Source organism: Streptomyces sp. NPDC040410, from assembly GCF_055595715.1.
Genome location: NZ_JBVIVK010000001.1, coordinates 140,856 through 165,766, shown reverse-complemented (window position 1 = coordinate 165,766; position 24,911 = coordinate 140,856). Strand labels below are relative to the sequence as shown.

Genomic DNA, 24,911 nt, shown 5'->3' with positions numbered 1-24,911 from the left:
CGGACAGGCGCGGACAGGGCGCGGGCAGTTCGTCGGCGTCCCCCGATGTGACTGCGCTCTCGGTGCGGCCCGGAGCGCAGTTCCGTACCCTGGTTCGGTCTGTCCTAGCGTGAGAAGGGCCCTTGACCTGCAAAAGCAGGCAGGGAGCCGGATTGTGGGAGCGCTCAATGCTGCGTACTCTGTTCAAGTCCAAGATCCACCGAGCCACCGTCACCCAGGCCGACCTGCACTACGTGGGATCGGTGACCATCGACGCGGATCTGCTCGACGCCGCCGACCTGCTGCCCGGTGAGCTCGTCCACATCGTCGACATCACCAACGGGGCCCGTCTGGAGACGTACGTCATCGAGGGCGAGCGCGGCTCCGGCGTCGTCGGCATCAACGGGGCCGCCGCCCACCTGGTCCACCCCGGCGATCTGGTGATCATCATCAGCTACGCTCAGGTGCCCGACGCCGAGGCGCGGGCGTTCGAGCCCCGGGTGGTGCACGTGGACGGCGGCAACCGGATCGTGGCCCTCGGGGCGGACCCGTCCGAGCCGGTGCCCGGCTCGGACCAGGAGCGCAGCCCGCAGGCCGTAGGGGCCTGACCCCGGACCCACCGAGCGGCTCTCGGACCAGAAGGGTGCCCATGAGCGACATGGAGATCCGCGACGACCGGGCGGCAGGCCGCCTGGAGGCGCTCGGCGACGGCGAAGTCGTCGGCCACATCGAGTACTTCGTCCTCGAATCCCCCGTATGTGCGCTTGTGCCCGTCCACACGATCGTCGAGCCGGCCCACGCGGGGAAGGGCATCGCGGGATCGCTGGCGCGCGAGCTGTACGGCATCGCGAAGCGTGAGGGGACGGTCGTCGCCCCCCTGTGCCCGTACGTCGTCAAGTGGGCCGAGCGCCACCCCGAGGAGGCTCCGCCGGCCGACCCGGAGCTGCTGCGGGCGGCGAAGAAGTGGCTGGTGGCGCATCCCGACCGATTCTGACGAAGGCCGGGAAGGCGGCCGGGGTCCCGGCAGGGCTGACGGGGTGCCTGCCGCCGGCCGGGCGGATGCGGGGCCGGGTGAGAACGCCTGGGGCCGTCGGGGTGCTCCGGGCGCGGCGGCGCTGTGCGATTCCGCCTGAGCCGTCGCCCGTGGCAGGCGCGGAGATGACGTCGCCCTGAGCCCACCTGGGTCCCTGCCTGTCATGCCGGGGAGTGAGTGCCGGGGCTGCCGTCGGGTAGGCGGGGGAGTAGTCCAGAGCCGATGTCGACCGATTGGCCGGAGGACGTCATGACGAACCCGCATCCCGATCCGGTTCCGCCCGGACCGACACCGGGCCCCGGGCCGGGCCCGGACCCGCAGCCCCCGAACCCGGTCCCCGCCCCGGAACCGTCTCCGGCCCCCACGCCGCCTCCGCCTCCGGCCCCGGGGCCGCCCCCTGGTCCCCGCCCGACCCCGGAGCCCTCCCCGTCTCCGATTCCCCCGGGCCCGGAGCCGGTCCCGAACCCGGAACCGGGACCGCCGCTGACCTGAGCCCACGTCGCGGGGCACCCGCTCCGCGAAGGCCCGGACGACACCCGCTGGCGTAGCACCGCCGCGCACGGACCCTCACGCCCGACCTCCTCGCCGACCAGAACCCCGCTCACGCACTTCCTGGCACACGAAAGGCGGTGGCCGCCCGCACAGGGCGCCACCGCCTCGTCACTTCTGCCGCGGCGTCGTCTACGCCGACACCTCCGACCGGTCCCCGCCCCACAGCGTGTGGAACGAGCCGTCCCGGTCCGTGCGCCGGTACGTGTGCGCGCCGAAGAAGTCCCGCTGGCCCTGGGTCAGCGCGGCGGGCAGCCGCTCCGCGCGCAGGGCGTCGTAGTAGGCGAGGGCCGCGGCGAAGCCGGGGGTCGGGACGCCCTGGCGGGTGGCGGCGACCAGGACCTCGCGCCAGTCGTCCTGGGCGGCCGCGATCTCCTGGGCGAACGTGTCGTCGGACAGCAGGCTCGGCAGGTCCGCCCGGGCGTCGTAGGCGGCGCGGATGCGGTCGAGGAACGCCGCGCGGATGATGCAGCCGCCGCGCCAGATCGCGGAGACGGCGCCGAGATCGATGTCCCAGCCGTACTCCTCGCTGCCCGCCGCGATCTTGTGGAAGCCCTGCGTGTAGGACACGATCTTCGAGGCGTACAGCGCCTGTTCCACCCGGTCGGCGAAGGCGCCGGCCTCCGATTCGCTCAGCGGCGCGGCCTTCGGCCCGGCCAGGCCCCGCGAGGCCTCCCGCAGCGCCGCGTGACCGGACAGCGAGCGGGCGAAGACCGCTTCCGCGATGCCCGACACCGGCACGCCCAGGTCGAGGGCGATCTGAACGGTCCAGCGGCCCGTGCCCTTCTGCTCCGCCTGGTCCACCACCACGTCCACGAACGGCTTGCCGGTCGCCGCGTCCACGTGCGACAGCACCTCGGCGGTGATCTCGATCAGGTAGGAGTCCAGGCGGCCCGTGTTCCAGGTGCGGAAGATCTCGGCGATCTGCGCGGGCGAGTAACCGGCCACGTCCCGCAGCAGCTGGTATGCCTCGCCGATCAGCTGCATGTCGGCGTACTCGATGCCGTTGTGCACCATCTTCACGAAGTGCCCCGCGCCGTCCGGACCCACGTGCGTGACACAGGGCGCCCCGTCGGCCGCCTTCGCGGAGATCTTCTCCAGCATCGGACCGAGCGAGTCGTACGACTCCTTCGGACCGCCCGGCATGATGCTCGGGCCGTGCAGCGCGCCCTCCTCGCCACCGGAGACGCCCATGCCGACGAAGTGGATGCCCTGTTCGCGCAGTTCGCGCTCCCGGCGCCGGGTGTCCGCAAAGTGCGCGTTGCCACCGTCGATGATCATGTCGCCGGGTTCGAGGAGCGGGGCGAACTCCTCGATCACGGCATCCGTCGGGTCGCCGGCCTTCACCATGATGACCAGGCGCCGCGGGCGCTCCAGCGCCGCGACGAAGTCCTTGGCCGTCTCGGCAGCGATGAAGTCACCTTCGTTCCCGAACTCCTCGACCAGGGCGTGCGTGCGCGACGACGTCCGGTTGTGCACCGCGACCGTATAGCCGTTGCGCGCGAAGTTGCGGGCGAGGTTGCGGCCCATGACCGCGAGGCCCGTGACGCCGATCTGGGCTGATGTGCTCATACGGTTTGGCTCCTAAGGATCCTGGAAATCGTGGTGCCCGTCGTGGACGCCAGTATTGCCCCTCGACCATCCTGACGTGCCGGTACACCGACCGCGCGTCCGGGGTGCCCGACGCTGCGTACGGGTGCGTACGCAGATACGCACGGGAGGTCGAACCTGCCTCACCGGTTTCGCAACAGGGGTGGATTCCTGGTCACTTGAGGGACGGGGCGGCCGAATCTCCGTCTTGTCATGGCCTGTTCGGCACGCTTACTTTTGGCCCTCCTGACGCATGTCGAGGGGGGCTCTCCATGGCCGTACGCGGCCGGCACCGCCGGTATCAGCCGAACAGGATCAACCGCGCCTCGCTCACCGTCACGGCGGGCGGCGCCGGGATGGCGATCCCGCTCATCGGCACCGGCGTGGCCCACGCGGCCGACGCGGATACCTGGAACAAGGTCGCCGCGTGCGAGTCGAGCGGCAACTGGAGCATCAACACCGGCAACGGCTACTACGGCGGACTGCAGTTCACCCAGTCCACCTGGGAGGCGTACGGCGGCACGCGGTACGCGCCTCGTGCGGATCTGGCCACCACGGACCAGCAGATCGCCGTGGCGGAGAAGGTACTGGACGGACAGGGACCGGGTGCCTGGCCGGTGTGCTCGGTGCGCGCGGGGCTGACCCGCGGCGGCGACACCTCCGGCATCCACCCCGCCGGCACGAGCGACAAGGCCGTCACCTCGAAGAAGACCGGCAAGACGTCCGCGGAGGACGTACAGCCGCAGACGACGCCGCAGTCCCGGGCGGGGACGGCCGAGATGTACACGGTGGTCCGCGGCGACACGCTCTCCACCATCGCCGACGCGGAGCACGTCCGGGGCGGTTGGCAGCGGCTGTACAACGCCAACCGGAAGACGATCGGCACGGACCCCGACCTGATCCTGCCCGGCCAGCGGCTGAACCTGCGGGCCAGGGCCGCCACGACCACCGGGACGACGACTCAGTCCTCCTCCACGTCGTCGAAGAAGAGGGAGACGTCGGACACCGGCCGGCCGGCCGGCACGAGCCGCACCATGGTCGCCCCGGTGAGCGCTGCCATGGGCACGCAGTACCACGCGGCGGGTTCTTCCTGGTCGAAGGGCTACCACACCGGCGTGGACTTCCCCGTTCCCACAGGCACGGCCGTGAAGGCGGTCGCCGCCGGCCGGGTCGTCAGCGCGGGGTGGGGCGGTTCCTTCGGCTACGAGGTCGTGATCCGGCACGCCGACGGCCGCTACACCCAGTACGCGCACCTGTCGGCGATCTCGGTGAAGGCCGGGCAGTCGGTGGGCGGCGGCCAGCGCATCGGCCGCTCGGGGTCGACGGGTAACAGCACGGGCCCGCATCTGCACTTCGAGGTGCGGACGGGGCCCGGTTTCGGCACGGACGTCGACCCGGTCGCCTATCTCCGGGCCGGCGGGGTCAGGATTTGACACGCATGCGGTGCCGGTCCAGGACCGGCATCGGGACGTAGGCGGCGCCGAAGTAGTGGGCGTAGAGGCAGGCGGGCTCGACGGGCGCGCCGGCCTCCGCGTCCTCGTACCGGCGTTCCAGGACCGGCGCCGAGGCCGAGGCCGAGGCCGGGACCGGGACGAGGACCTCGTCCCGCAGCGCGGCGGTGTCCTGCTGCTCGGGAAGCCGGACGAGCAGCTCCTCGGCGGGCACGAGCTCGGCGGTGAAGCGGGGCAGGGGCTCCTGCTCGGCGGTGAAGCGGGCCAGTGGCTCCTGTTCGGCCGCGGCCTGGGGCAGGGACGTTTCGCCCGCCGTGCGCTCCAGCCGCTCCGTCGTCAGCAGGATCAGACCGCCCGCCGCCACCACACCGCAGCTCAGGGCCAGCGCCGTGCCCGCGGTGCCGTAGCGGAAGGTTTCGCCGAACATCGTGATGCCGACCGCGGCCGCCACCACGGGGTTCACGACCGTGAGCGTGGCCAGCGGGGCCGCGAGACCGGCGCCCTGGTAGGAGGCCTGCGACAGCAGGATGCCGGCCGTGGCCAGCGCACCGATCGCGGCCAGGGACGGCAGGTCGGTCGCCGACACGCCGCCGGTCCAGTCGACGGCGACCGTCTTGGTGAACACCGAGGACATGCCGAAGGCTATGCCGGACGCGGTGGCGAGCAGCACGCTGCGCACCGCCGGGTGCCGGTGTGCCGCGCGGGCCGCGATCATCAGGGTGACGACCGCGGCGGCGGTGACCACGCCCGCGGCCACTCGCTGGGTGGTGCCCAGCGACTGCGCGTCGGACGCGCCGACCAGGGAGAGCAGACCGGCGAGACCGACCGTCGCCATGATCGCGCCCCGCCATGCCGTCGCACCGGCCTTGCGGCCCACGAACAGCGCCGCCATGGGCAGGGCGAACACGATGGTCAGCGCGCCGAGCGGCTGAACCAGGCTCAGCGGACCGCAGGCGAGCGCCACCACGTGCAGCAGACCGCCGAGGCCGTTCAGCGCCACCGCGGCCCACCAGCTCGGGCGGCGCAGCGGTGCGTACTGCTGACCCGGGGAGGACACCGCGACCCGCTCCTGCACGATCGCTCCGCCGGCGTAGGCGACCGCGGACACCAGCGACAGCAGCACGGACAACGCGAGGGCATTCATGTGCTGCTCCTCTGCGCGAGGCGGGGGCACCGGGCCCGGCGCGGCGAACGGTCGGCTTTCATAGGCAACACGATGCCGCTTAAAAGTCTTCCCGTCGTCGTACCTGAGCAGGCAATCGGTCCTACTGCCGATGGAGTAGGACCGGGCCGCCGTCATCCCCAGGGTGGGTGACGCAAGAGGGAGACCCCCTAATGGGACCCCTTGGTACCCCTGGTACTACTGCTCCTCGTGGACCTCGACCCCGGACTTGCGGCGCTGCAGCCGCTCGGCGCCTTCTTCCTCCTACGCACAGCAGGAGCGCCGCGTTCAGCGCTGCCGACCCTGGCGCGAGCATACGAAGGCGGGTCATCGGATGTTTATGGAAATTTCCTGAATTTCCGTGTCCACAAGGTCGCGGACACCCTACGGGCCCCCGAGATGCGGATCGCCGCGTCCGTAGCCCACCAGGGGCTCGCGGCGCGGCTGTGGTCCGTCGCGCTCGGCTGCGCCGCCCTGTACGGCCGGATCCCCGACCTCGACGCGCGGCTGCTGCGCTGGGACCCCGACGGCAGTGCCCCCGACGATCTGTGGCTGTCCGAGGTGCGCCCGCTGCCGGGGGACGCGGAGACCGTCGCGGACGCCGTACTGCACGGCCACCTCGAACCCCTGACCGCGGCTCTGCGCGCCCGCCACCGGCTCGCGTCGGGCCTGCTGCGGGGCAACGCGGCCTCCGCGCTGGCCGGCGCCGCCCGGCAGCTGGACCGGTGGGCGCGGACGAACGGCCGTACGGACGCCGCCGCGCGGACCCGCTCCCTGACGGCGGACCTCCTCGCCCACCCCCTCCTGGCCGGCACCGGCACTCTCACCGGCACCGCCTTCCGGCGCCGCAGCTGCTGTCTCTACTACCGGGTGCCCGGCGGGGGCGTCTGCGGTGACTGTTGCTTCACACGACCCCCGCGCTCTTCCCCGCGCGCCGCATCTGGGTGACCATGAGGGAACCAGCCGCTGAGACAGGGGGTTCCGGGTGAGAGTGGGACTGCTGACCCGGGAGTACCCGCCCGACGTGTACGGCGGCGCGGGCGTCCACGTCGAGTTCCTCGCCCGGGAGTTGCGGGCCCTCGTCGATCTGGACGTGCACTGCTGGGGCGAGGCCAGCGCGGCGGAGAGGGCGTCCGGCGTGCTGCGCCACCGGCCCTGGCCGGCGCTGGACACCGCCAACGACGCGCTGCGCACCTTCTCCGTGGACCTGGCCATGACCGCCGCCGTCGAGGGCCGCGAGCTCGTCCACTCGCACACCTGGTACGCCAACATGGCCGGCCACCTCGGCAAGCTCCTGTACGGCATCCCGCACGTGATGACCGCCCACTCCCTGGAGCCCCTGCGCCCCTGGAAGGCCGAGCAACTCGGCGGCGGATACGCTCTGTCCGGCTGGGCCGAACGGACCGCGATCGAGGCCGCCGACGCGGTGATCGCGGTGTCCGGAGCCATGCGCGAGGACATTCTGAACTGCTACCGGGCACTCGATCCGGCCAAGGTCCAGGTCGTCCACAACGGCATCGACACGAGCCTGTACCGGCCCGACCCCGGCACGGACGTCCTGAACCGGATCGGCGTCGACCCGGACCGCCCGTACGTCCTGTTCGTCGGCCGCATCACCCGCCAGAAGGGCGTCCCGCATCTGCTCCGTGCCGTGCGGGACATCGACCCGGCGGCGCAGGTGGTGCTGTGTGCGGGCGCCCCGGACACGCCCGAGATCGACCAGGAGTTCCGCGACCTCTTCCAGGAGCTGAGCCGCGTGCGCGCGGGCGTGCACTGGATCCCGCGGATGCTGCCGCGCCCGGAGGTGATCCAACTCCTCACACACGCCGCCGCCTTCGTCTGCCCGTCGGTCTACGAACCCCTCGGCATCGTCAACCTGGAGGCGATGGCCTGCGGGACCCCGGTGGTGGCCTCCCGGGTGGGCGGGATTCCCGAGGTGGTGGAGGACGGCAAGACAGGGGTACTCGTGACCGTGGACGACGACTTCGAGACAGGGCTCGCGCACGCCCTCGACTCCGTCCTCGGCGACCCCGAGACCGCCCGGCGGATGGGCGAGGCCGGGCGGGAACGTGCCGTGGGCGAGTTCGGCTGGGACGCGGTCGCCCGGCGTACCGTCCGGCTCTACGAGGAGATCCTCAAACAGGCGTAGGCGGCCCGGCACGAGGGCAGGCATGGGTCAACCAGCGTGAGGGGAGCGGCCATGCGTCGTGGTGGTCCTTCGGTGCTCGGCATCGTACTGGCGGGCGGAGAGGGCAAGCGCCTGATGCCCCTGACCGCGGACCGCGCCAAACCGGCGGTCACCTTCGGCGGCACGTACCGCCTCGTCGACTTCGTCCTGTCCAACCTCGTCAACGGCGACATCCTGCGCATCTGCGTGCTCACGCAGTACAAGTCGCACTCGCTGGACCGGCACATCACCACGACCTGGCGGATGTCCAGCCTGCTCGGCAACTACATCACGCCGGTCCCCGCCCAGCAGCGCCTCGGGCCGCGCTGGTACCTGGGCAGCGCGGACGCCATCCTGCAGTCCCTGAACCTGATCTACGACGAGCAGCCCGAATACGTCGCCGTCTTCGGCGCCGACCACGTCTACCGCATGGACCCGCGGCAGATGCTCGCCCAGCACATCGAGAGCGGCGCGGGCGTGACGGTGGCCGGGATCCGTGTCCCGCGCGGCGAGTCGTCGTCGTTCGGTGTGATCAGCCCCGGCTCCGACGGCCAGACCGTGGAGCGCTTCCTGGAGAAGCCCGCCGACCCGCCGGGACTCGCGGACGACCCGGAGTGCGTCTTCGCGTCGATGGGCAACTACATCTTCACCACCAAGGCCCTGATCGAGGCCCTCCAGCGGGACGCCGAGGACGGCGGCTCCGTTCACGACATGGGCGGCTCGATCCTGCCCCAGCTCACCGACCGCGGTGAGGCCCGGCTCTACGACTTCAGCGCCAACCACGTGCCCGGCGAGACCACCCGGGACCAGGGCTACTGGCGTGACGTGGGCACCCTCGACGCGTATTACGACGCCCATATGGACCTGATCGCCGAGCGCCCCGCCTTCAACCTCTACAACCGCAACTGGCCCATCTACACCCACTCCGGCCAGCTCTCCCCGGCCCGCTTCAACGCCGGCGGCATCGCGGGCGAGTCCATCATCAGCGCGGGCTGCCTCATCCGCGGACAGGTCACGCGCTCCGTGCTCTCCCCGGGTGTCGTGGTGGACCCGGGCGCGGTGGTCCAGGGCTCGGTGCTGCACGACAACGTGCACATCGGGCGGGGCGCGGTGGTGCGCGGTGCCGTCCTCGACAAGAACGTCGAGGTACCGCCGGGCGCGACGATCGGGGTCAATCCGGAGCGGGACGCGGAGCTGTACACGGTGTCCAAAGGCGGGGTCATCGCGTTGGGGAAGGGCCAGCAGGTGCCCTGACCGGTGCCTGCGGTGCTCCTGTGGCAGGTGACGCATTGGACACAGTCTTTAATCTGCCGTTAACTGTGCGTAGCCTGATCGTACTTGACCGTAATCACCTCAGGGCGATTGACTGCTTGCCCACCCGTCGTCGACGCGAGGCAAGCCTGTGACCTCTGACCCGCTCGCTCCCCTCGACCTGGCGTTCTGGAACATCGAGTCCGATCGGCACCCGATGCACCTGGCCGCGCTCGGCGTCTTCGGGGCGCACTCGCCCACCGCGGGCGCGCACGCGGCCGACCTGCTCGCCGCCCGGGCCGCCGCCGTACCCGGACTGCGGATGCGGATCCGGGACGTGTGGCAGCCGCTCTCCTTCGGCAGCGCCACGCGGGAACCCGACCCTCTCTTCGACCCCCTGAACCACGTCCGGCTGCACCCTCCCGCCGCCGACTTCCAGGCCGTGGCCGGGCGGCTCATGGAGCGCTCGCTGGTGCGCGGGCGGCCGCCGTGGGAGGCCCATGTGCTCCCGGGGGAGGACGGCGTCTCGTTCGCCGTGCTCTTCAAGTTCCACCACGCGCTCGCCGACGGGCTGCGGGCGCTCGGCCTGGCCGCGGCGATGCTGGACCCGATGGACATGCCCGCCCCGCGCCCCCGCCCCGAGGAGCCGCGGCGCGGCCTCCTCCCGGACGTGCGCAAGCTCCCGGGCCTGCTGCGCGGCGCGGCGTCCGACGTGGGCCGGGCCCTCGACATCGGCGCTTCCCTCGCCGTGTCCGGCCTCGGCGTGCGCTCCTCCTCCGCCCTGACCGCCGGGCCCACCGGAACCCGCCGCACCGCCGGAGTGGTCGTCGACCTCGACGACGTGCACCGGGTCCGCAAGGCCGTCGGCGGCACCGTCAACGACGTACTGATCGCCGTCGTCGCGGGCGCCCTGCGCCGCTGGCTGGACGAACGCGGCGACGGCAGCGAGGGCGTGCGGCCCCGTGCACTGATCCCCGTCTCCAAGCGCCGCCCGCGCACCGCCCACCCACAGGGCAACCGGCTCTCCGGCTACCTGATACGGCTGCCGGTCGACGACCCCGACCCGCTGCGCCGCCTGGACACCGTCCGTGCGGCCATGGACCGCAACAAGGACGCCGGCCCGAACCGTGGCGCCGGCGCCGTCGCGCTGCTCGCCGACCACGTCCCGGCGCTCGGCCACCGGCTCGGCGGCCCCCTGGCCGGCCAGGCCGCCCGGCTCTGGTTCGACATCCTGGTCACCAGCGTGCCGCTGCCCAGCATCGGCCTGAAGCTCGGCGGCAACCCGGTCATGGAGGTCTACCCGTTCGCCCCGCTGGCCCGCGGCCACTCCCTGGCGGTCGCGATCTCGACGTACCGCGGACGCGTCCACTACGGACTCGTCGCCGACGCCGAGGCCGTACCGGATCTCGACCGGCTGGCCGACGCCGTGTCCGAGGAGGTGGAGACGCTGATCGCCGCCTGCGGTCCTTGATCGCACCCGTATTCCCGGCTCGTCCGCTCCGGTGCGCTCCAGCCGGTGTCGAGAGTGCGACCGCTCAGTCCTTCGGGCCTCCGCGCTCCCCGTGACCCTCGACACCGGCGCGTCCCTCCGCTCGTTCGCGAACCGGTTTGGCGTGCGGCCCGGCGCTCCGTAAAATTCGCCGTTCGAAAGCGGGCGCGGTCGGAGCGCCGCGGCAAACCCAGGGAAACGGCAGCGGCCATGACGGTGACAGACAACGGCTCGGCGACCACGGACGAGGTCGTCTACGGGCCTGGCATCGACCCGGAGCGGCTCGCCGTCTGCCTCAGCGTGCTCGAGGAACTCGACGGGCTGGACGTCGACCACCCCGACGCGGTCACCGTGCGCCGCGCCACCGCGGGCATCTACCGCACCGTCAAGCAGCGCCGCCGCCAGGAGCGCCGGGCCGCCAAGACCGCTCACGACAAGGCGGTCACGGAGGCCACCGCGACCGGCTCCGCCCAGCGCATCGACGACGAGACGGAGGGCATCCTGCCGTCCTCGGTGACCGAGGCGGGCCGGATCGCGGGGATACTCCAGCGCCCCCGTTCCTGCTACACCTGCAAGACCCGGTACGTGGAAGTCGACTACTTCTACCACCAGCTCTGTCCGGACTGCGCCGGCCTGAACCGCGCCAAGCGCGACGTCCGTGCGGACCTCACCGGCAAGCGCGCCCTGCTCACGGGCGGCCGCGCCAAGATCGGCATGTACATCGCGCTGCGCCTGCTGCGCGACGGAGCGCACACGACGATCACCACGCGCTTCCCGAAGGACGCCATCCGCCGCTTCAAGGCCATGGACGACTCGGCGGACTGGATGCACCGGCTGGAGGTCGTCGGCATCGACCTGCGCGACCCTGCGCAGGCCGTGGCCCTCGCCGACCAGGTCGCCGAAGCGGGCCCGCTCGACATCCTCATCAACAACGCGACGCAGACCGTACGCCGCCTGCCCTCCGCCTACGCCGCCCTGGTCGACGGCGAGAGCGCCCCGCTGCCCGCCGGTGAGCTGCCCGCCCACCACGTCATCGGCGCCTTCAACTCCGGAGCGGTCGACGGTCTCGCCGCGCTGCCCATCGGTACCAGCGGCCTGGACGCCCAGAAGGTCGCCGACCTCGCCCTGGTCGCGGGCAACGCGAGCGTCGCCCGGCATCTCGACGGCACCGCCATCGACGCGGGGGGCCTGGTCCCCGACATCGTCGACACCAACACCTGGGTGCAGACCATCGAGCAGATCTCCCCGGTGGAGCTCCTCGAGACCCAGCTGTGCAACTACACGGCGCCGTTCATCCTGATCAGCAAGCTCCGCCCGGCCATGGCCGAAGCCGCCGGGAAGGCGACGAGCGGGCGCGCGTACGTCGTGAACGTCTCGGCGATGGAGGGCGTCTTCGCCCGCGGCTACAAGGGCGCGGGCCACCCCAACACCAACGCCGCCAAGGCCGCGATGAACATGGTCACGCGGACCAGCGCCGAGGAGATGTTCCGGACCGACGGCATCCTCATGACCTCCGTCGACACGGGCTGGATCACCGACGAGCGCCCGCACTTCGACAAGCTGCGTCTCGCCGAGGCCGGCTTCCACGCCCCCCTCGACCTGGTCGACGGCGCGGCCCGCGTCTACGACCCGGTCGTGCGCGGCGAGGAGGGCGAGGACCTGTACGGCGTCTTCCTGAAGGACTACGCGCCCGGTAAGTGGTGACTCACCGCCCCCGGCGCATACCCTGGGTATTGCCGGGACTCGTTTTCGGCGAGTGCCCGTGCCGGGAGTTGCCATGGCCAGTCCGCACAGCATCGATCCGCGCGCCTTCGATGATCCGCGCAACCACTATCCGACGGACGAACAGTTCTACCTGAGCGACCGCCCGGCCCACCCCCTGCTTCCGGAGGACCGCCCCCGCGGCGGCGGGCCCTCTGTCCCACTGAAGCACCGCGGGTTCTGGGGCACGGTCGGGTTCGTGGCCGCCATCGTCCTGGTGATCCTCATGGGGATCGCGTTGTTCCCGTGAGGCCCGGGGACCGTCACGAGTGAGGTGGTGAGCACGACCGCATACGGCCGTGGACGGCGTACTCCGCCGAGTACGCCGCCCTGACCCGGCTCCCCCGTCCACCGGCAGATCGGCCCGGTCACCCACTCCGCCACGTCCGAGGCGAGCCAGACTCCGCCCGCGCGACGTCCTCAGGCTCCCCGATCCGCCCGAGCGGCAGAGCCCTGCGGCCGCCTCGTGCTCGCCGGGCTCTCACACGAACCGCGCCGTCCCGGTGCGGACCAGGCCGGGCGAGAGGGAGTTGACCCGCACCTTCGGCGCGAGCTCCCTTGGCCGCGGCGTTGCCGACCGCCATGTCGACCCGGCCGAACCCGCGCAGGACCAGCTGCGTGACCCGCGAGGCATGACCCGGGTCGGCGGCCTGCCCGCGAGGCCGACGACGCCCACCTCCCCGGCGGCGCGCCGCACGCCGCCGGCGTTCGCCGCGATCACACACACCGGCGACTGGGCGCGGCCGGCTGCCCCGCGACGGCCAGGCCGATACCGCGCGGGCCACCGGTCACGACGGCGGCCCTGCCCTGACGTCCGTACGGCGGCGTCATCGGCGTACCGTCTCATGACGGTCCGTCAGTCGACAGCTCGGAGGCGCGAGTTCCGGGCCGCCACCAGTTCCAGCACCGTGCGCCAGTCCTCCAGAACCCCGGCGTCGAACCCGGCCGTCCTGCCCTCCTCGTCGGCCTGCCGCAGGCGCAGCAGGTCGTCCTCGGCGGGGCTCTGGGCCCGGACGTGCCCGCCGACGAGGCGGAAGACCCGCTCGCCGAGCAGGGGCCGCACCGCGTGGGCCGCGCAGTCCGCGTGGGCGTTCGCGTCGCCGGGCCGCAGCAGCGGGCCGATGGCCCGCACCAGTCCCGCCACTTGGAGTTCCTTGTCCGCGGGGCGGCTGCGGCGCAGCAGTGCGGCGGTCCGCAGCGCGTGCCGGTGCGGATCGCCCCGGCCGCTTCCGTGAGCGGGGGCGGTCGACGCGCCCCGGCAGGCGTACAGCAGATCCATCAGCTCATCGACACTGCGCAGCTCCATGCGCCGGTCCTCCCGCGGGACGGGGCGTTGCCGTCCGTCAGCAGATCATGGCCGGCTTGCTAATCGGCCAACGGGACTTGAACTGCGCGGCCCACACGTTCCCGGCTCGGAGGTGAGTACGCCGGTGTAGGCCGGACGGGTGACTACAAAATGGACATTTCCTTACAAGCAGGCGCAGGCTCAGTGGAACCGAATACGGGGCGACTTGGGAAAGTTACCTCAAGTTTTCAGCCCCATCGAGCGGGCCCCCGCTCATTTGGTTAATCTGTACCGGACGGACAGCAGTACGGGGTCCTACCCACACCCACGGTCCGTCATGGGACCAGCCGCTTCACAACGGCCTGCTCTCGTAGGAGACACCGGCGCCACCGCGTCCGAACCGTTGACAAGACCCGAGCGGGCGCAGGGTGCCGGATCGCAGACCGGCCGGCGTGCCCCGAGGGTGATCCGACACATAAGGAGTGCGCGGTGACACCGGAGAAGACGAATCGCGATCAGCGCCCCAAGGAACGCCCGGAGCGCGCGGGCCGCCGGCCCGGCGAGATCGGCAGCCTCGACGTGTGGGCCCGGTCCGCCCCGATCCGCCTGGCGGGCTACGAGGAGGACCTCGAGGAGCCCCACATCCTGCCCAGCGTGGACTGACCTCCCGGCAGGACCATCGCGATCGCCGACCGCATGGGCGTGGCAGAATCACGCCCATGCTGATCAGAGAAGCCGCGGCCGAGGACTGGCCGCGGATCTGGCCTTTCTGGCACCGGATCGTCGCCGCCGGCGAGACCTACACCTGGGACCGGGACACCTCCGAAGAGGCGGCCCGGTCCCTGTGGATGGGCCCGGCGAAGCGGGTGTTCGTCGTCGAGGACGAGACCGGAGCCGTCGTGGCATCCGCGTACGTCACCCGCAACTACGGCGGCCCCGCCGCCCGCATCGCCAACGCGGGCTTCATGGTCCACCCCGACCACGGCGGCCGCGGCATCGGGCGCGCCCTCGCCGAACACATCCTGGCCGCCGCCAAGGCCGACGGCTACCACGGCATGGTCTTCAACGCCGTCGTCGAAACCAACCCGGCCATCGGGCTGTGGATCTCCCTCGGCTTCACGATCCTGGGCACGGTGCCGGAGGCGTACGAGCACCCCCGGCACGGGCGGGTGGGGCTGCACATCATGTACAAGGCTCTCTAGTACATGGCTCTCTAGTACAAGGCTCTCTAGTACAAGGCTCTCTAGGAGCTGTCGTCACATTCCCGTCGTCCGCCCGGAGGGCGGGCTCCGCGACGCCCGGCAGGGACGCCGCTCCTTGACGGGCGAACCCTGGCTGACGCGGCACTAGCCCTCTGGCGCGGCCGGGTCCAGCGGGGCCGTGCGCCGCCACGGACGCGCCTTCTCCAGCTGCTCCGCCAGCGCCAGCAGTTCCGGCTCCGAGCCCGGGCGCCCCACCAGTTGTACGGCGCAGGGGGCCCCGGAGGGCAGGGTGCCGAAGGGGACCGACATCGCAGGCCAGCCGGTGAGGTTCCACGGTGGGGTGAGGGGTGAGTAGTTGGTGTTGGCCAGGACGTTGCGCAGCCAGCCCCGCTCGTGCCAGTCCCCGGCCTTGGGGGAGCGGCGGGCGAGGGCCGGCATGAGCAGGACGTCGTACTCGGCGAAGAACGGCTCCAGTCGGCGGCGCAGTTGCTCGCGGCCCTTGCCGGTGCGTACGGCGCCGACGAAGCGGCGGCCCACCGCCGCGTGGACCCGGGTGCGCCGGGCCAGCAGCCGCGGGTCGAGGCCCCGCGCGTCGACCGACGTCCCCGCGGTCCAGTGGGCGAGTGACGTGAGGCTCAGCGACTGCGGGTAGGGCGGGTCGGCGCGCCGCACCTGGTGCCCTGCCTTCATCAGGAGCGCGGCCGCGTCCCGGACGGCCGTCGTGTACGGCTTGGTGACGACGACGCCGGTGAGCGGGCTGCGCAGGGAGACGGCGACCCTGCGGGTCCCGGCCTCGTCGGGTTGCGCGAACTCGGCGCCCGCGAGGACCGACAGCATCAGCCGCGCGTCCTCGACGGTCGTCGCGAGGGGGCCGTTCTCGGACATGCCGAACCAGTCGCCGTCGCTGATCCCGGCCGGGACCACCCCAAGGCCCGGCTTGATGGTGACCAGTCCGCAGTTGGCCGCGGGGATGCGCAGGGAGCCCATGCCGTCGTTGCCGAGGGCGACCGGCACCAGGCCGGCGGCGACCGCGGCGGCGCTGCCGCCCGAGGAGCCGCCCGCCGTGCGGGAGGTGTCCCACGGGTTGCGGGCGGTGCCGTGGACACCCTCCGTGGTGCCGAAGACGCACAGCTCCGGCACGTTGGTCAGGCCCACGACCACCGCGCCCGCCGCCCGCAGCCGGGCCACGGTGACGTGGTCGGCGTCGGCGGGGGTGTCCGGCGTCGCCGCGGAGCCGACGCGGCTGGACTCCCCGCGAACGGCGAGGTTGTCCTTGACGGCCACCGGCACCCCGGCGAGCGGCAGTTCGGACAGGTCGCCCCGCGCGCCCACCTCGTCGGCCTCCGCGAGCGCAGCCTTCGCCCGGACCGTACGGAAGGCACCGACGCGGCCGTCGAGCCGCTCGATCCGGTCGAGGTGCTCGGCCACCACCTCGCGCGGCGTGGCCCGCTTCTCGCGTACGGCGGCGGCGATCTCGGCGGCGGTCCGGCCGACCCAGCTGGTCACGGCGGCTCCTCGGTGTGCGGTGTGGCGGGCGTACTGGCGAGTACGTCTGGAGAACTGTGCCGGGAGCCGGGGCTCCGCGTCGAGAGTGCGCTCCCGGACTTTCCGAGACCCATGGCTGTAATCCATGGCTCCGTCTCAGCGCAGGTGCTGTTCGAAGAATGCCAGCGTCACGTCCATCGAGCGCGGCCACTGCGGGCCGAACGTGTGCCCCTCGCCGGGGTACGTCCGCAGCCGGACGTCCTTGCCCGCGGCCTTGAAGGCGGCCGTGGTCCGCTTCGACCAGGTCAAGGGGCATGTGCCGTCCGCGGTGCCGTGGTGGATCAGCAGCGGCTCGGTCACCCGGTCGACGTAGGTGACCGGCGAGACCTCCCGCCAGAAGGCCGGGTTCTCCTCGGGTGTGCCGTGCTCGGCTTCGATCTCGGCGACGACCGGGTCCCCGTTCCGGCGCTGGAAGTGGTCGATGTTCTCGGCCGGCCGGGAGCTGACCGGTGCGAAGACCACCGCCGCGTCGACCAGGCCCGGAGCCACGACCAGCGCGTTGTACACGACGCCGCCGCCCATCGACCGGCCGAGCAGTCCGATCCGGTCGCCGTCGATCTCTTCGCGGCCGGAGGAGCGCAGGGCCATGACCGCGCCGATGACGTCCTCGGTGTAGCCGAGGCGGAGGTTGACGTCGTTGTCGGGATCGTCGTCCGAGCGGGCGTGGTTGCGGTAGTCGGTGTGCAGGACCACGTAGCCGTTGCGGGCCAGCAGGTCCTGTTCCCGTGCCAGGCCGCGGCCGGTGGTGTAGACGGCCGGGTCGATGTAGCCGTGTGCCAGCACCAACGCCGGGAACGGCCCCTTGCCCGTGGGGATGTTCATGAGGCCCGAGATCGTCAGTCCGTCGGACTCGTACGTCACCGCGTAACTGGTGTAGGCGGCGGTCCGGGCGAGCACGGTGCCCAGCCGGAGGCCGGATCCCTGGTGCCTGCTCTGGATCAGCGCGGGGATCGACACCGGGTCGGCAGGTGACGGTGTGGGTGTGGGTGTGGGTGCGGGCGTGGTTCGGGGGGCCGTGGCGGTGGCGCGGGTCGACGCCGGGCTGTCCGTGCGCACAGGTTCGTCGGAGCCCCCGGTGCAGCCGGTCGCGACGACCAGGGACAGTCCGGCGGCGGCACAGGCCGCTCCCCGTAGCCGCATACGGCCCATTATCCCCCGCGGGCTCAGCGAGCGGGGCGTGCCCGGAAGCGGTCGCCGGCCGCCGTCGCACCTCCCTCGGAGCCTGTGCCACATCGCGCTCGACACCGGCGGACCGCGGTACGAGGATGGCGAGGTCACCTCGGAGGTGCGCTGGAGCCTTCCTGGGCTGCAGGACCGGCTGCCGTCCCGGCGGTGGGTGGTACGGGCCCAGGGGCGGCGGCCGGGTGTCTCCGCCGACTTTCGAGAACGCATGGCGCGGCGGGAGCGGCGCTTGGGCGGCATCGCCGTACGCACCGCACCCGCGGCGCCCGCCACCCCCCACGGCCCTGCGTGTGCGGGCAGGCGGCACGGTTCGAACCGCGTGCCGTGGGGGAGCTCTACACCTCGTCGGACCCCCGTCACCGTCACCGACCCCTGGCAATCACCGCGACCCGGCTGGAGCACCCCGCATGCATGACGACCGCAGGCTGGTCGAAGCCCGCCTCAGGCGCGTCCTCGACGAGCGTATCCGCCCCGCCGTGTACCCCGAGTCCGTGCCGCTGCGCGTGGCGGTCTGGCACGCGGCCGGCGAGCCGGTGCCGGTCGCCGAGGGACTGGCGGCCGAACCCGAGCCCATCGAGGTGGGTACCCGGTGGGGTGCCCCCTGGGGTACCAGCTGGTTCCGCGTCACCGGGACGGTGCCCGGGGCGTGGGCCGGCAGGACGGTCGAGGCCCTGCTGGACCTCGGCTTCGACGAGAACATGCCCGGCTTCCAGTGCGAGGGTCTGGTCTACCGGCCGGACGGCACCCCGGTGAAGGGCCTCAACCCGCGCAACCAGTGGGTACGCGTCGCAACCCCCGCCGAGGGCGGCGAGGAGGTGCGGCTGCACATCGAGGCCGCCTCCAACCCCGTCATCCTCGACTACCACCCCTTCCTCCCCACCCGGCTGGGCGACAAGGAGACCGCCGGCAGCGAGCCGCAGTACACGCTCACCCGCATGGACCTCGCCGTCTTCGACGAGACCGTGTGGCAGCTGGTGATCGACCTGGAGGTGCTCGGCGAGCTGATGGCCGAGCTGCCGGTGGAGTCGGCGCGCCGCTGGGAGATCCTGCGCGCGGTGGACAAGGCACTCGACGCCGTCGACCTCCAGGACGTGAACGGCACGGCGGCACGGGCCCGTTCCCTCCTTGAGCCGGCGTTGTTGGCACCCGCCGTCCCCTCCGCGCACCGCATCAGCGCCGTCGGCCACGCGCACATCGACTCGGCGTGGCTGTGGCCGCTGCGCGAGACCGTGCGCAAGGTGGCCCGCACGACCGCGAACATGACCGCCCTCCTTCAGGACGAGCCGGACTTCGTCTTCGCCATGTCGCAGGCCCAGCAGTGGGCGTGGGTGAAGGAGCACCGGCCCGAGGTGTGGGCCCGGGTGAAGAGGGCGGTGGCCGACGGCCGTTTCGTGCCGGCGGGCGGCATGTGGGTGGAGTCGGACACCAACATGCCGGGCTCGGAGGCGATGGCCCGTCAGTTCGTGCACGGCAAGCGGTTCTTCCTCGACGAGTTCGGCATCGAGAACGACGAGGCCTGGCTGCCCGACACCTTCGGCTTCGCCGCCGGACTCCCGCAGATCATCAAGGCGGCCGGCTCCAAGTGGCTGCTCACGCAGAAGATCTCCTGGTCGCAGACCAACAAGTTCCCGCATCACACCTTCCGGTGGGAGGGCATCGACGGCACACGCGTCTTCACGCACTTCCCGCCCGTCGACACCTACAACTGCTCGATGAAGGGCAGCGAAATCGCCCACGCGGCACGCAACTTCAAGGACAAGGGAGCCGCCCGCCACTCCCTCGCCCCCACGGGCTGGGGCGACGGAGGCGGCGGCACGACCCGCGAGATGGTCGCCAAGGCGGCCCGGCTCCGCGATCTCGAGGGCTCGGCGACGGTCGTCTGGGAGACCCCGCGGCAGTTCTTCGAGAAGGCCGAGGGTGAATACCCCGACCCGCCCGTCTGGGTCGGCGAGCTCTACCTCGAACTCCACCGCGCCACCCTCACCAGCCAGGCGAGGACCAAGCAGGGCAACCGCCGCAGCGAACACCTCCTGCGCGAGGCCGAACTGTGGTCCGCGACGGCTGCCGTACGCACCGGATTCCCCTACCCGTACGAGGAACTGGACCGCATCTGGAAGACGGTCCTGCTGCACCAGTTCCACGACATCCTGCCGGGGTCGTCCATCGCCTGGGTGCACCGCGAGGCGCGGCGGACGTACGAGCGGATCGCCGGGGAGCTGACCGGCATCATCGACGCGGCTCAGCGCGCCCTGGCCGGCGAGGGCACGACCCCGCTCGCCTTCAACGCGGCCCCGCACACCCGCGCCGGCGTCCCGGCGGGCGGCGCGCGTACCCCTGTCACCAACGGCCGTACGAGCCTCACCGCACGCCCCGGCGGCGGACACGTCCTGGACAACGGTCTCCTGCGCATCGAGATCGATCCGCGAGGCCTTGTGGTGTCGGCGTACGACATCGAGGCCGACCGCGAGACCGTCGCACCGGGCCGCGCCGCGAACCTCCTCCAAATCCACCCGGACTTCCCGAACATGTGGGACGCGTGGGACGTCGACGAGTTCTACCGCAACACCGTCACCGACCTCACGGACGCGGAAGAGGTCGCCGCCGGCGAGGACGGCGCGTCGGTGCGGATCGTCCGGTCCTTCAGCGCCTCCCGCGTCACCCAGGTGCTGTCGCTCACCCCGGGGGAACGGCGGCTGGTCCTGGAAACCGAGGTCGACTGGCACGAGGCCGAGAAGTTCCTGAAGCTCGCCTTCCCCCTGGACGTGCACGCCGAACGGTACGCGTCCGAGACGCAGTTCGGGCACTTCCACCGCCCCACGCACACCAACACGTCCTGGGAGGCGGCCAGGTTCGAGGCGTGCAACCACCGCTTCGTCCACGTGGCGGAACCGGGCTGGGGCGTCGCGATCGTCAACGACTCGACGTACGGCCACGACGTGACCCGCACCGTCCGCAGCGACGGCGACCGCGGCACGACCACCACCGTCCGCGCCTCCCTGCTGCGTGCCCCGCGCTTCCCCGACCCCGAGACGGACCAGGGCGTCCACCGCTTCCGGCACGCCCTGGTGCCGGGCGCGGACATCGGCGACGCCGTGCGCGAGGGCTGGCGGATCAACCTCCCTCAGCGGCGGGTCACCGGCGCCGGGGAGGTGGCACCTCTGGTGACAGCCGATCAGGACGCGGTCGTCATCACGGCGGTCAAACTGGCCGACGACGGCAGCGGCGACGTGGTCGTCCGCTTCCACGAGGCTCATGGCGGACGCGTCCGCACCACCGTCACCGCGGGCTTCGAAGTCGCCGGCGTCACCGTCACCGACCTGCTGGAACGCCCCCTGCCCGAGGCGCCCGCGCCAGGGTTCGACGGCGAACGGATCACGGTACGGCTGCGTCCGTTCGAGCTGACGACGCTACGGCTGAGCCGGGCCTGACCCGCGGGGCGCGGGCAAGGCTCAGCACGCGTGCTGTGCCCACAGGCCACTCCTCCACTTCTCTGAGCCGCAGATCGCCGATCGCCGAGCCGGAACCGCAGGTCATGGCCGTCCGCGCCCTCGCCGCGGTGCCCGACACCGTCGCCACCCGCGTCTACGACCTCTGCGCCGCACCCGCCAGCCGCGTCGGCGGCAGGTACTCCCGCACGTACGTCCGCTCCCAGCACGCGCCCGTCTCCCGCAGCTCCCGCCACGTCGTGTAGCGGTAGCGGAAGAGACGTGCCCGGACGTAGCGCGGCGGCGCGTCCGGCGGGAAGGGCGAGCGGCGCAGCAGCTTCAGCGTGTCCCGGTCGTTCTCCAGGAGCCGCTCCACCAGCGCGCCGAACCACGATCCGGCATACGCGGGCGACAGCGCCGCGAACCACATCAGCCAGTCGAGCCGCAGATGGTACGGAGCGAACTGGCGCGGCCAGTGCCGGGGATCACCGGGCTTGCCCTTGAACTCGTACTCCCGCCAGTCCGAGCCCTCGTGCGGCACCGCGTCGTCGGTGCCCTCGACCACCACCTCGTACCGGATCTGGCTGACGCTGCCGAACGCCCCGTAGGTGTTGACCAGATGGAGCGGGTCGAAGGAGCGGTTCATGACCTGGCGGCGGGAGATCATGTTGCGGACCGGGTGATAGCTCAGTCCGACCAGCAGCGCGGCGACAGCGAGCACCACGGCCTCGTACCACAGCGGGGCGTCCGGCACGGACGGCGCGGAGTACGGGAACTCCACCGCCGACAGGGCCAGCACGATGGTGATCCAGTTCAGCCACGCGAAGTTGCCCGACAGCACCAGCCACAACTGGGTGACGATCATCAGGGACGCCGCCGCCGTGGCGACCGGCTGCGGGGTGAAGAGCAGGACGGGCACCACGAGTTGCGTGAAGTGGTTCGCGGCCACCTCGACCCGGTGCAGGGGGCGCGGCAGATGGTGGAAGAGCCAGCTCAGCGGGCCCGGCATCGGCTGTGTCTCATGGTGGTAGTACAGGCAGGTCAGCTTGCGCCAGCAGACGTCGCCGCGCAGCTTGATCAGACCCGCGCCGAACTCCACCCGGAACAGGATCCAGCGCAGCAGGAACAGCACCACGATCGGCGGGGCCACGTCGTCGTTCCCGAGGAAGACGGCGAGGAAGCCGACCTCCAGGAGCAGCGACTCCCAGCCGAACGAGTACCAGGTCTGGCCCACGTTGACGATCGACAGGTACAGCGTCCAGGGCACCAGCCACAGCAGCATGCCGCCCCACAAGGGCAGTCGGGAGTCGAGCCCTGCCACCAGCGCCGCCGACACCGCACAGCCCGTCCACGCGCAGGCGGCGAAGAAGCGGTCCGAGTAGTGGAGTTGGAAGAGGCTCGGAGAGCGCCGGAACGGCACGCGCCCGACGAACCGGGGGACCGGCAGCATCCCGCGCGCCCCCATCAGCGCGCGGAACTGCAGCGCCGCCGCCAGGAACGCGATCAAATACAGACCGGCCAGAGCCCGCTGGAAGACCAGCCGGCTCAGCCAGTAGTCGGGTGCGGTGAACCAATCCACGGCCATGCGCTCCTTCCTCCAGTGTCCCGCCGGAACCCATGTCACTCACCGTATGCATTCGTCCGCCTGCGTGACGACGTCTTTCTGCGGCTGACACGACGGGGAAGCAGTCAAACCCGTCCTCCCACTCGAAGAACCGGACCAATCCTGGCAAGGTGGGCCCCATGGCTGATCGGGGAGCGAGCGCCCTGTCTCTCCCGGACGACTGGCCCGCCCACCCGGATCCGATCCTGGCGCTCAACCGCATGGGCAGCTTCGACTGGGACCTGGACAGCGGCCTCTTCCACATGGACGCCCAGGCCCACGAGGTCTTCGACCTGCGCCCCGACGAGTACGACGGACACCCCACGACGCTGGCCGTCCGTGTTCCCACGGCCGAGGGCCACCGGCTGGACGCCGTCGTCGCCCAGGCCATGAAGGACGGCAGCGAGAACTACGGCACGTACTTCCGCATCCGCTGCCGCGACGGCAGGCTGCGCTGGACCCACACGCAGGGCTACATCCGGCGCGACGAGACGGGCCGCCCGCGCCGCATCGTCGGCATCGTCCGCGACGCGACCCAGGAGATCGACGACATAGAGTCCCGCCGGGCGCAGGCCGCCCAGGACGAGGCCCGGCGCCGCCAGACCAACGTCGTACAGCTCACGACGGCCGCCCTGGCCCATGCCCGCACCGTCCAGGACGTCATCGACGTCCTCAAGGACACCCACGGCCTCACCCACCTGGGCGCCACCAGTCTGGTCATGGGGCTGGTCGAGGCCGGCCGCATACGGCTGATCGCCGAGGGCCCCTCGGGGACCTTCGTCCCCGGCACCCTGGTCACCCGGATCGACGAGCCCTACCCGATGAGCGAGGCCGTGCGGACCCTCACCCCCCGCTTCATCGAGTCGCCGGAGGAGTTCGAGGACCGCTATCCGGTCCTCTGGCCGCACATCACCGACCTGAACATCACCGCGGCGGCTTACCTGCCCCTCATCGTCGAGGCCCGGCCGATCGGCGCCATGGGCCTGCTCTACAGCGACCGGAGCGGCTTCTCGCCCGAGGACCGCAACGTCCTCATCGCCCTCGGCAGCAGCATCGCGCAGAGCCTGCAGCGCGCCATGTTCTTCGAGCAGGAGAAGGACCTCGCGTCCGGCCTCCAGCAGGCCATGCTGCCGCGCACCATCCCCAGCGTTCCCGGCGCCGACGTCGCCGTCCGCTACCGCTCGGCCGCCCTCGGCCGTGACATCGGCGGCGACTGGTACGACCTGATCCCGCTTCCCGGCGGGCGCGTCGGCGCCGTCATCGGCGACGTCCAGGGCCACGACACGCACGCCGCGGCCGTCATGGGCCAGCTGCGCATCGTCCTGAAGGCCTACGCCGCCGAGGGCCACACTCCGGCCACGGTGATGGCCCGCGCCTCCGTCTTCCTGCACGAACTCGACACAGACCGCTTCGCGACCTGCCTGTACGCGGAGGCCGACCTCTCCACGGGAGTGGTCCAGGTGGTCCGGGCCGGCCACATCGACCCGCTGGTCCGCCGGCCCGACGGCTCCTGCCGCCGTGTGTCCGTGGAGGGCGGTCTGCCGCTCGGCCTGTCCGCCGAGTTCGGCCGCCTCGACTACCCCGTCGCCACCGTCGAGCTCGACCCGGGCCACACCCTGCTGCTGTGCACCGACGGTCTGGTCGAACAGCCCGGCGCCGACCTCGACGACGGCATGCGGACCCTCATCTCGCTCATCGGCACCGGCCCCCACGACGTGCGGGACCTCGCCGACCGGCTCATCGACGTGGCCGACGAACGCGGCGGCGACGACGACGTGGCGCTGCTCCTGCTGTGCCGGCGCGGCATGGACACCCCCAAGTCCGGCGGCCGGCTCCAGCAGCACGTGGCACCCGGCGACCCCGAGGCCCTCACCGAGGCCCGGCACATGATCCGCGCCGCCGTCCGCGCCTGGGGCGCCCGCGACCGCGCGGACGACATCGAGCTGGTCGCCGACGAACTGATCACCAACGCCCTGATACACACCGAGGGCTCCGCGATCGTCACCCTCAGGGTCCTCACCGGCAGCGGCCGCCGGCTGCGCGTCGACGTGGAGGACTCCTCCAGCGCCCTGCCCCGCCGCCGCGACGCCGGGGAGTCGGGCGTGTCCGGGCGGGGCCTGCTCCTCGTCGACCTCCTCACCGACGTGTGGGGCGTGGAGGCGCGGGGCGGCGGCAAGTGCGTGTGGTGCGAGTTCGTGGTGCCGGAGAAGGACTGACCACATCGGCCTCCGGTGGCA

At 71.9% G+C, this 24,911-nt stretch carries 19 protein-coding genes; 13 read left to right on the top strand and 6 right to left on the bottom strand.

What is annotated here, in order from left to right; translation table 11 throughout:
* Positions 1–167 precede the first annotated feature (167 nt).
* Both panD and ACZ562_RS00705 read left to right on the top strand, forming a co-directional pair.
* Positions 168–587: an aspartate 1-decarboxylase gene (panD, locus tag ACZ562_RS00710; protein WP_471172497.1), complete on the top strand. Its 420-nt coding sequence runs from the start codon at positions 168–170 to the stop codon at positions 585–587.
* A gap of 41 nt (positions 588–628) precedes the next feature.
* A complete protein-coding gene (locus ACZ562_RS00705) occupies positions 629–973 on the top strand; it encodes a GNAT family N-acetyltransferase (protein ID WP_471172493.1) in 345 nt (114 codons plus the stop codon).
* A gap of 720 nt (positions 974–1,693) precedes the next feature.
* Here ACZ562_RS00705 and gndA read toward each other — a convergent pair.
* Positions 1,694–3,133 (bottom strand): NADP-dependent phosphogluconate dehydrogenase, encoded by a 1,440-nt coding sequence (gndA, locus tag ACZ562_RS00700; protein WP_471172491.1) that lies wholly within the window; start codon positions 3,131–3,133, stop codon positions 1,694–1,696.
* 290 nt (positions 3,134–3,423) lie between these two features.
* On the opposite strand from gndA, the gene ACZ562_RS00695 reads away from it, so the two are divergent.
* Positions 3,424–4,584, top strand: a complete 1,161-nt coding sequence (locus ACZ562_RS00695; protein ID WP_471172485.1) for a transglycosylase family protein — start codon at positions 3,424–3,426, stop codon at positions 4,582–4,584.
* Here the strand turns inward: ACZ562_RS00695 and ACZ562_RS00690 are convergent.
* Positions 4,574–5,746 carry a DMT family transporter gene (locus ACZ562_RS00690; RefSeq protein WP_471172482.1) on the bottom strand — a complete coding sequence of 391 codons (1,173 nt, stop codon included), beginning with the start codon at positions 5,744–5,746 and terminating at the stop codon, positions 4,574–4,576. The two genes, ACZ562_RS00695 and ACZ562_RS00690, sit on opposite strands and share 11 nt — an antisense overlap.
* Positions 5,747–5,956: 210 nt before the next feature.
* On the opposite strand from ACZ562_RS00690, the gene ACZ562_RS00685 reads away from it, so the two are divergent.
* From ACZ562_RS00685 to ACZ562_RS00660, 6 genes are all read left to right on the top strand, one after another.
* Positions 5,957–6,712 carry a (2Fe-2S)-binding protein gene (locus ACZ562_RS00685; RefSeq protein WP_471173919.1) on the top strand — a complete coding sequence of 252 codons (756 nt, stop codon included), beginning with the start codon at positions 5,957–5,959 and terminating at the stop codon, positions 6,710–6,712.
* Between the two features lie 37 nt (positions 6,713–6,749).
* Positions 6,750–7,913 (top strand): glycogen synthase, encoded by a 1,164-nt coding sequence (gene glgA, locus ACZ562_RS00680; RefSeq protein WP_471172479.1) that lies wholly within the window; start codon positions 6,750–6,752, stop codon positions 7,911–7,913.
* 51 nt (positions 7,914–7,964) lie between these two features.
* Positions 7,965–9,185: a glucose-1-phosphate adenylyltransferase gene (gene glgC / locus ACZ562_RS00675; RefSeq protein WP_471172476.1), complete on the top strand. Its 1,221-nt coding sequence runs from the start codon at positions 7,965–7,967 to the stop codon at positions 9,183–9,185.
* A 148-nt stretch (positions 9,186–9,333) separates the two neighbouring features.
* The gene (locus ACZ562_RS00670) at positions 9,334–10,653 is read left to right on the top strand and encodes a wax ester/triacylglycerol synthase family O-acyltransferase (protein WP_471172474.1); all 1,320 of its coding nucleotides are present in this window, start codon (positions 9,334–9,336) and stop codon (positions 10,651–10,653) included.
* 228 nt (positions 10,654–10,881) lie between these two features.
* The gene (locus tag ACZ562_RS00665) at positions 10,882–12,375 is read left to right on the top strand and encodes an SDR family NAD(P)-dependent oxidoreductase (RefSeq protein WP_471172472.1); all 1,494 of its coding nucleotides are present in this window, start codon (positions 10,882–10,884) and stop codon (positions 12,373–12,375) included.
* Positions 12,376–12,448: 73 nt separating this feature from the next.
* On the top strand, positions 12,449–12,682 hold the full coding sequence (locus ACZ562_RS00660; RefSeq protein WP_471172468.1) for a hypothetical protein: 234 nt from the start codon (positions 12,449–12,451) through the stop codon (positions 12,680–12,682).
* A 606-nt stretch (positions 12,683–13,288) separates the two neighbouring features.
* Here ACZ562_RS00660 and ACZ562_RS00655 read toward each other — a convergent pair.
* Positions 13,289–13,738, bottom strand: coding sequence for a hypothetical protein (locus ACZ562_RS00655; RefSeq protein ID WP_471172467.1), 450 nt, complete (start codon positions 13,736–13,738; stop codon positions 13,289–13,291).
* A gap of 468 nt (positions 13,739–14,206) precedes the next feature.
* Between ACZ562_RS00655 and ACZ562_RS00650 the strand changes: the two genes are divergently transcribed.
* Complete coding sequence (locus ACZ562_RS00650) at positions 14,207–14,380, top strand: hypothetical protein (protein WP_471172465.1); 174 nt, start codon at positions 14,207–14,209, stop codon at positions 14,378–14,380.
* 56 nt (positions 14,381–14,436) lie between these two features.
* The gene (locus ACZ562_RS00645) at positions 14,437–14,919 is read left to right on the top strand and encodes a GNAT family N-acetyltransferase (protein ID WP_471172464.1); all 483 of its coding nucleotides are present in this window, start codon (positions 14,437–14,439) and stop codon (positions 14,917–14,919) included.
* 144 nt (positions 14,920–15,063) lie between these two features.
* Here the strand turns inward: ACZ562_RS00645 and ACZ562_RS00640 are convergent, their stop codons facing one another.
* Together ACZ562_RS00640 and ACZ562_RS00635 are read right to left on the bottom strand one after the other, a co-directional pair.
* Positions 15,064–16,425, bottom strand: coding sequence for an amidase (locus ACZ562_RS00640; RefSeq protein ID WP_471172461.1), 1,362 nt, complete (start codon positions 16,423–16,425; stop codon positions 15,064–15,066).
* Between the two features lie 135 nt (positions 16,426–16,560).
* On the bottom strand, positions 16,561–17,604 hold the full coding sequence (locus ACZ562_RS00635; RefSeq protein ID WP_471172457.1) for an alpha/beta hydrolase family protein: 1,044 nt from the start codon (positions 17,602–17,604) through the stop codon (positions 16,561–16,563).
* 449 nt (positions 17,605–18,053) lie between these two features.
* On the opposite strand from ACZ562_RS00635, the gene ACZ562_RS00630 reads away from it, so the two are divergent.
* The gene (locus ACZ562_RS00630; RefSeq protein WP_471172455.1) at positions 18,054–21,074 is read left to right on the top strand and encodes an alpha-mannosidase; all 3,021 of its coding nucleotides are present in this window, start codon (positions 18,054–18,056) and stop codon (positions 21,072–21,074) included.
* 154 nt (positions 21,075–21,228) lie between these two features.
* On the opposite strand, the gene ACZ562_RS00625 is transcribed toward ACZ562_RS00630, so the two are convergent.
* On the bottom strand, positions 21,229–22,650 hold the full coding sequence (locus ACZ562_RS00625) for a lipase maturation factor family protein (protein ID WP_471173918.1): 1,422 nt from the start codon (positions 22,648–22,650) through the stop codon (positions 21,229–21,231).
* 164 nt (positions 22,651–22,814) lie between these two features.
* On the opposite strand from ACZ562_RS00625, the gene ACZ562_RS00620 reads away from it, so the two are divergent.
* Positions 22,815–24,890 (top strand): SpoIIE family protein phosphatase, encoded by a 2,076-nt coding sequence (locus ACZ562_RS00620; RefSeq protein WP_471172452.1) that lies wholly within the window; start codon positions 22,815–22,817, stop codon positions 24,888–24,890.
* The last annotated feature ends 21 nt before the right edge of the window (positions 24,891–24,911 follow it).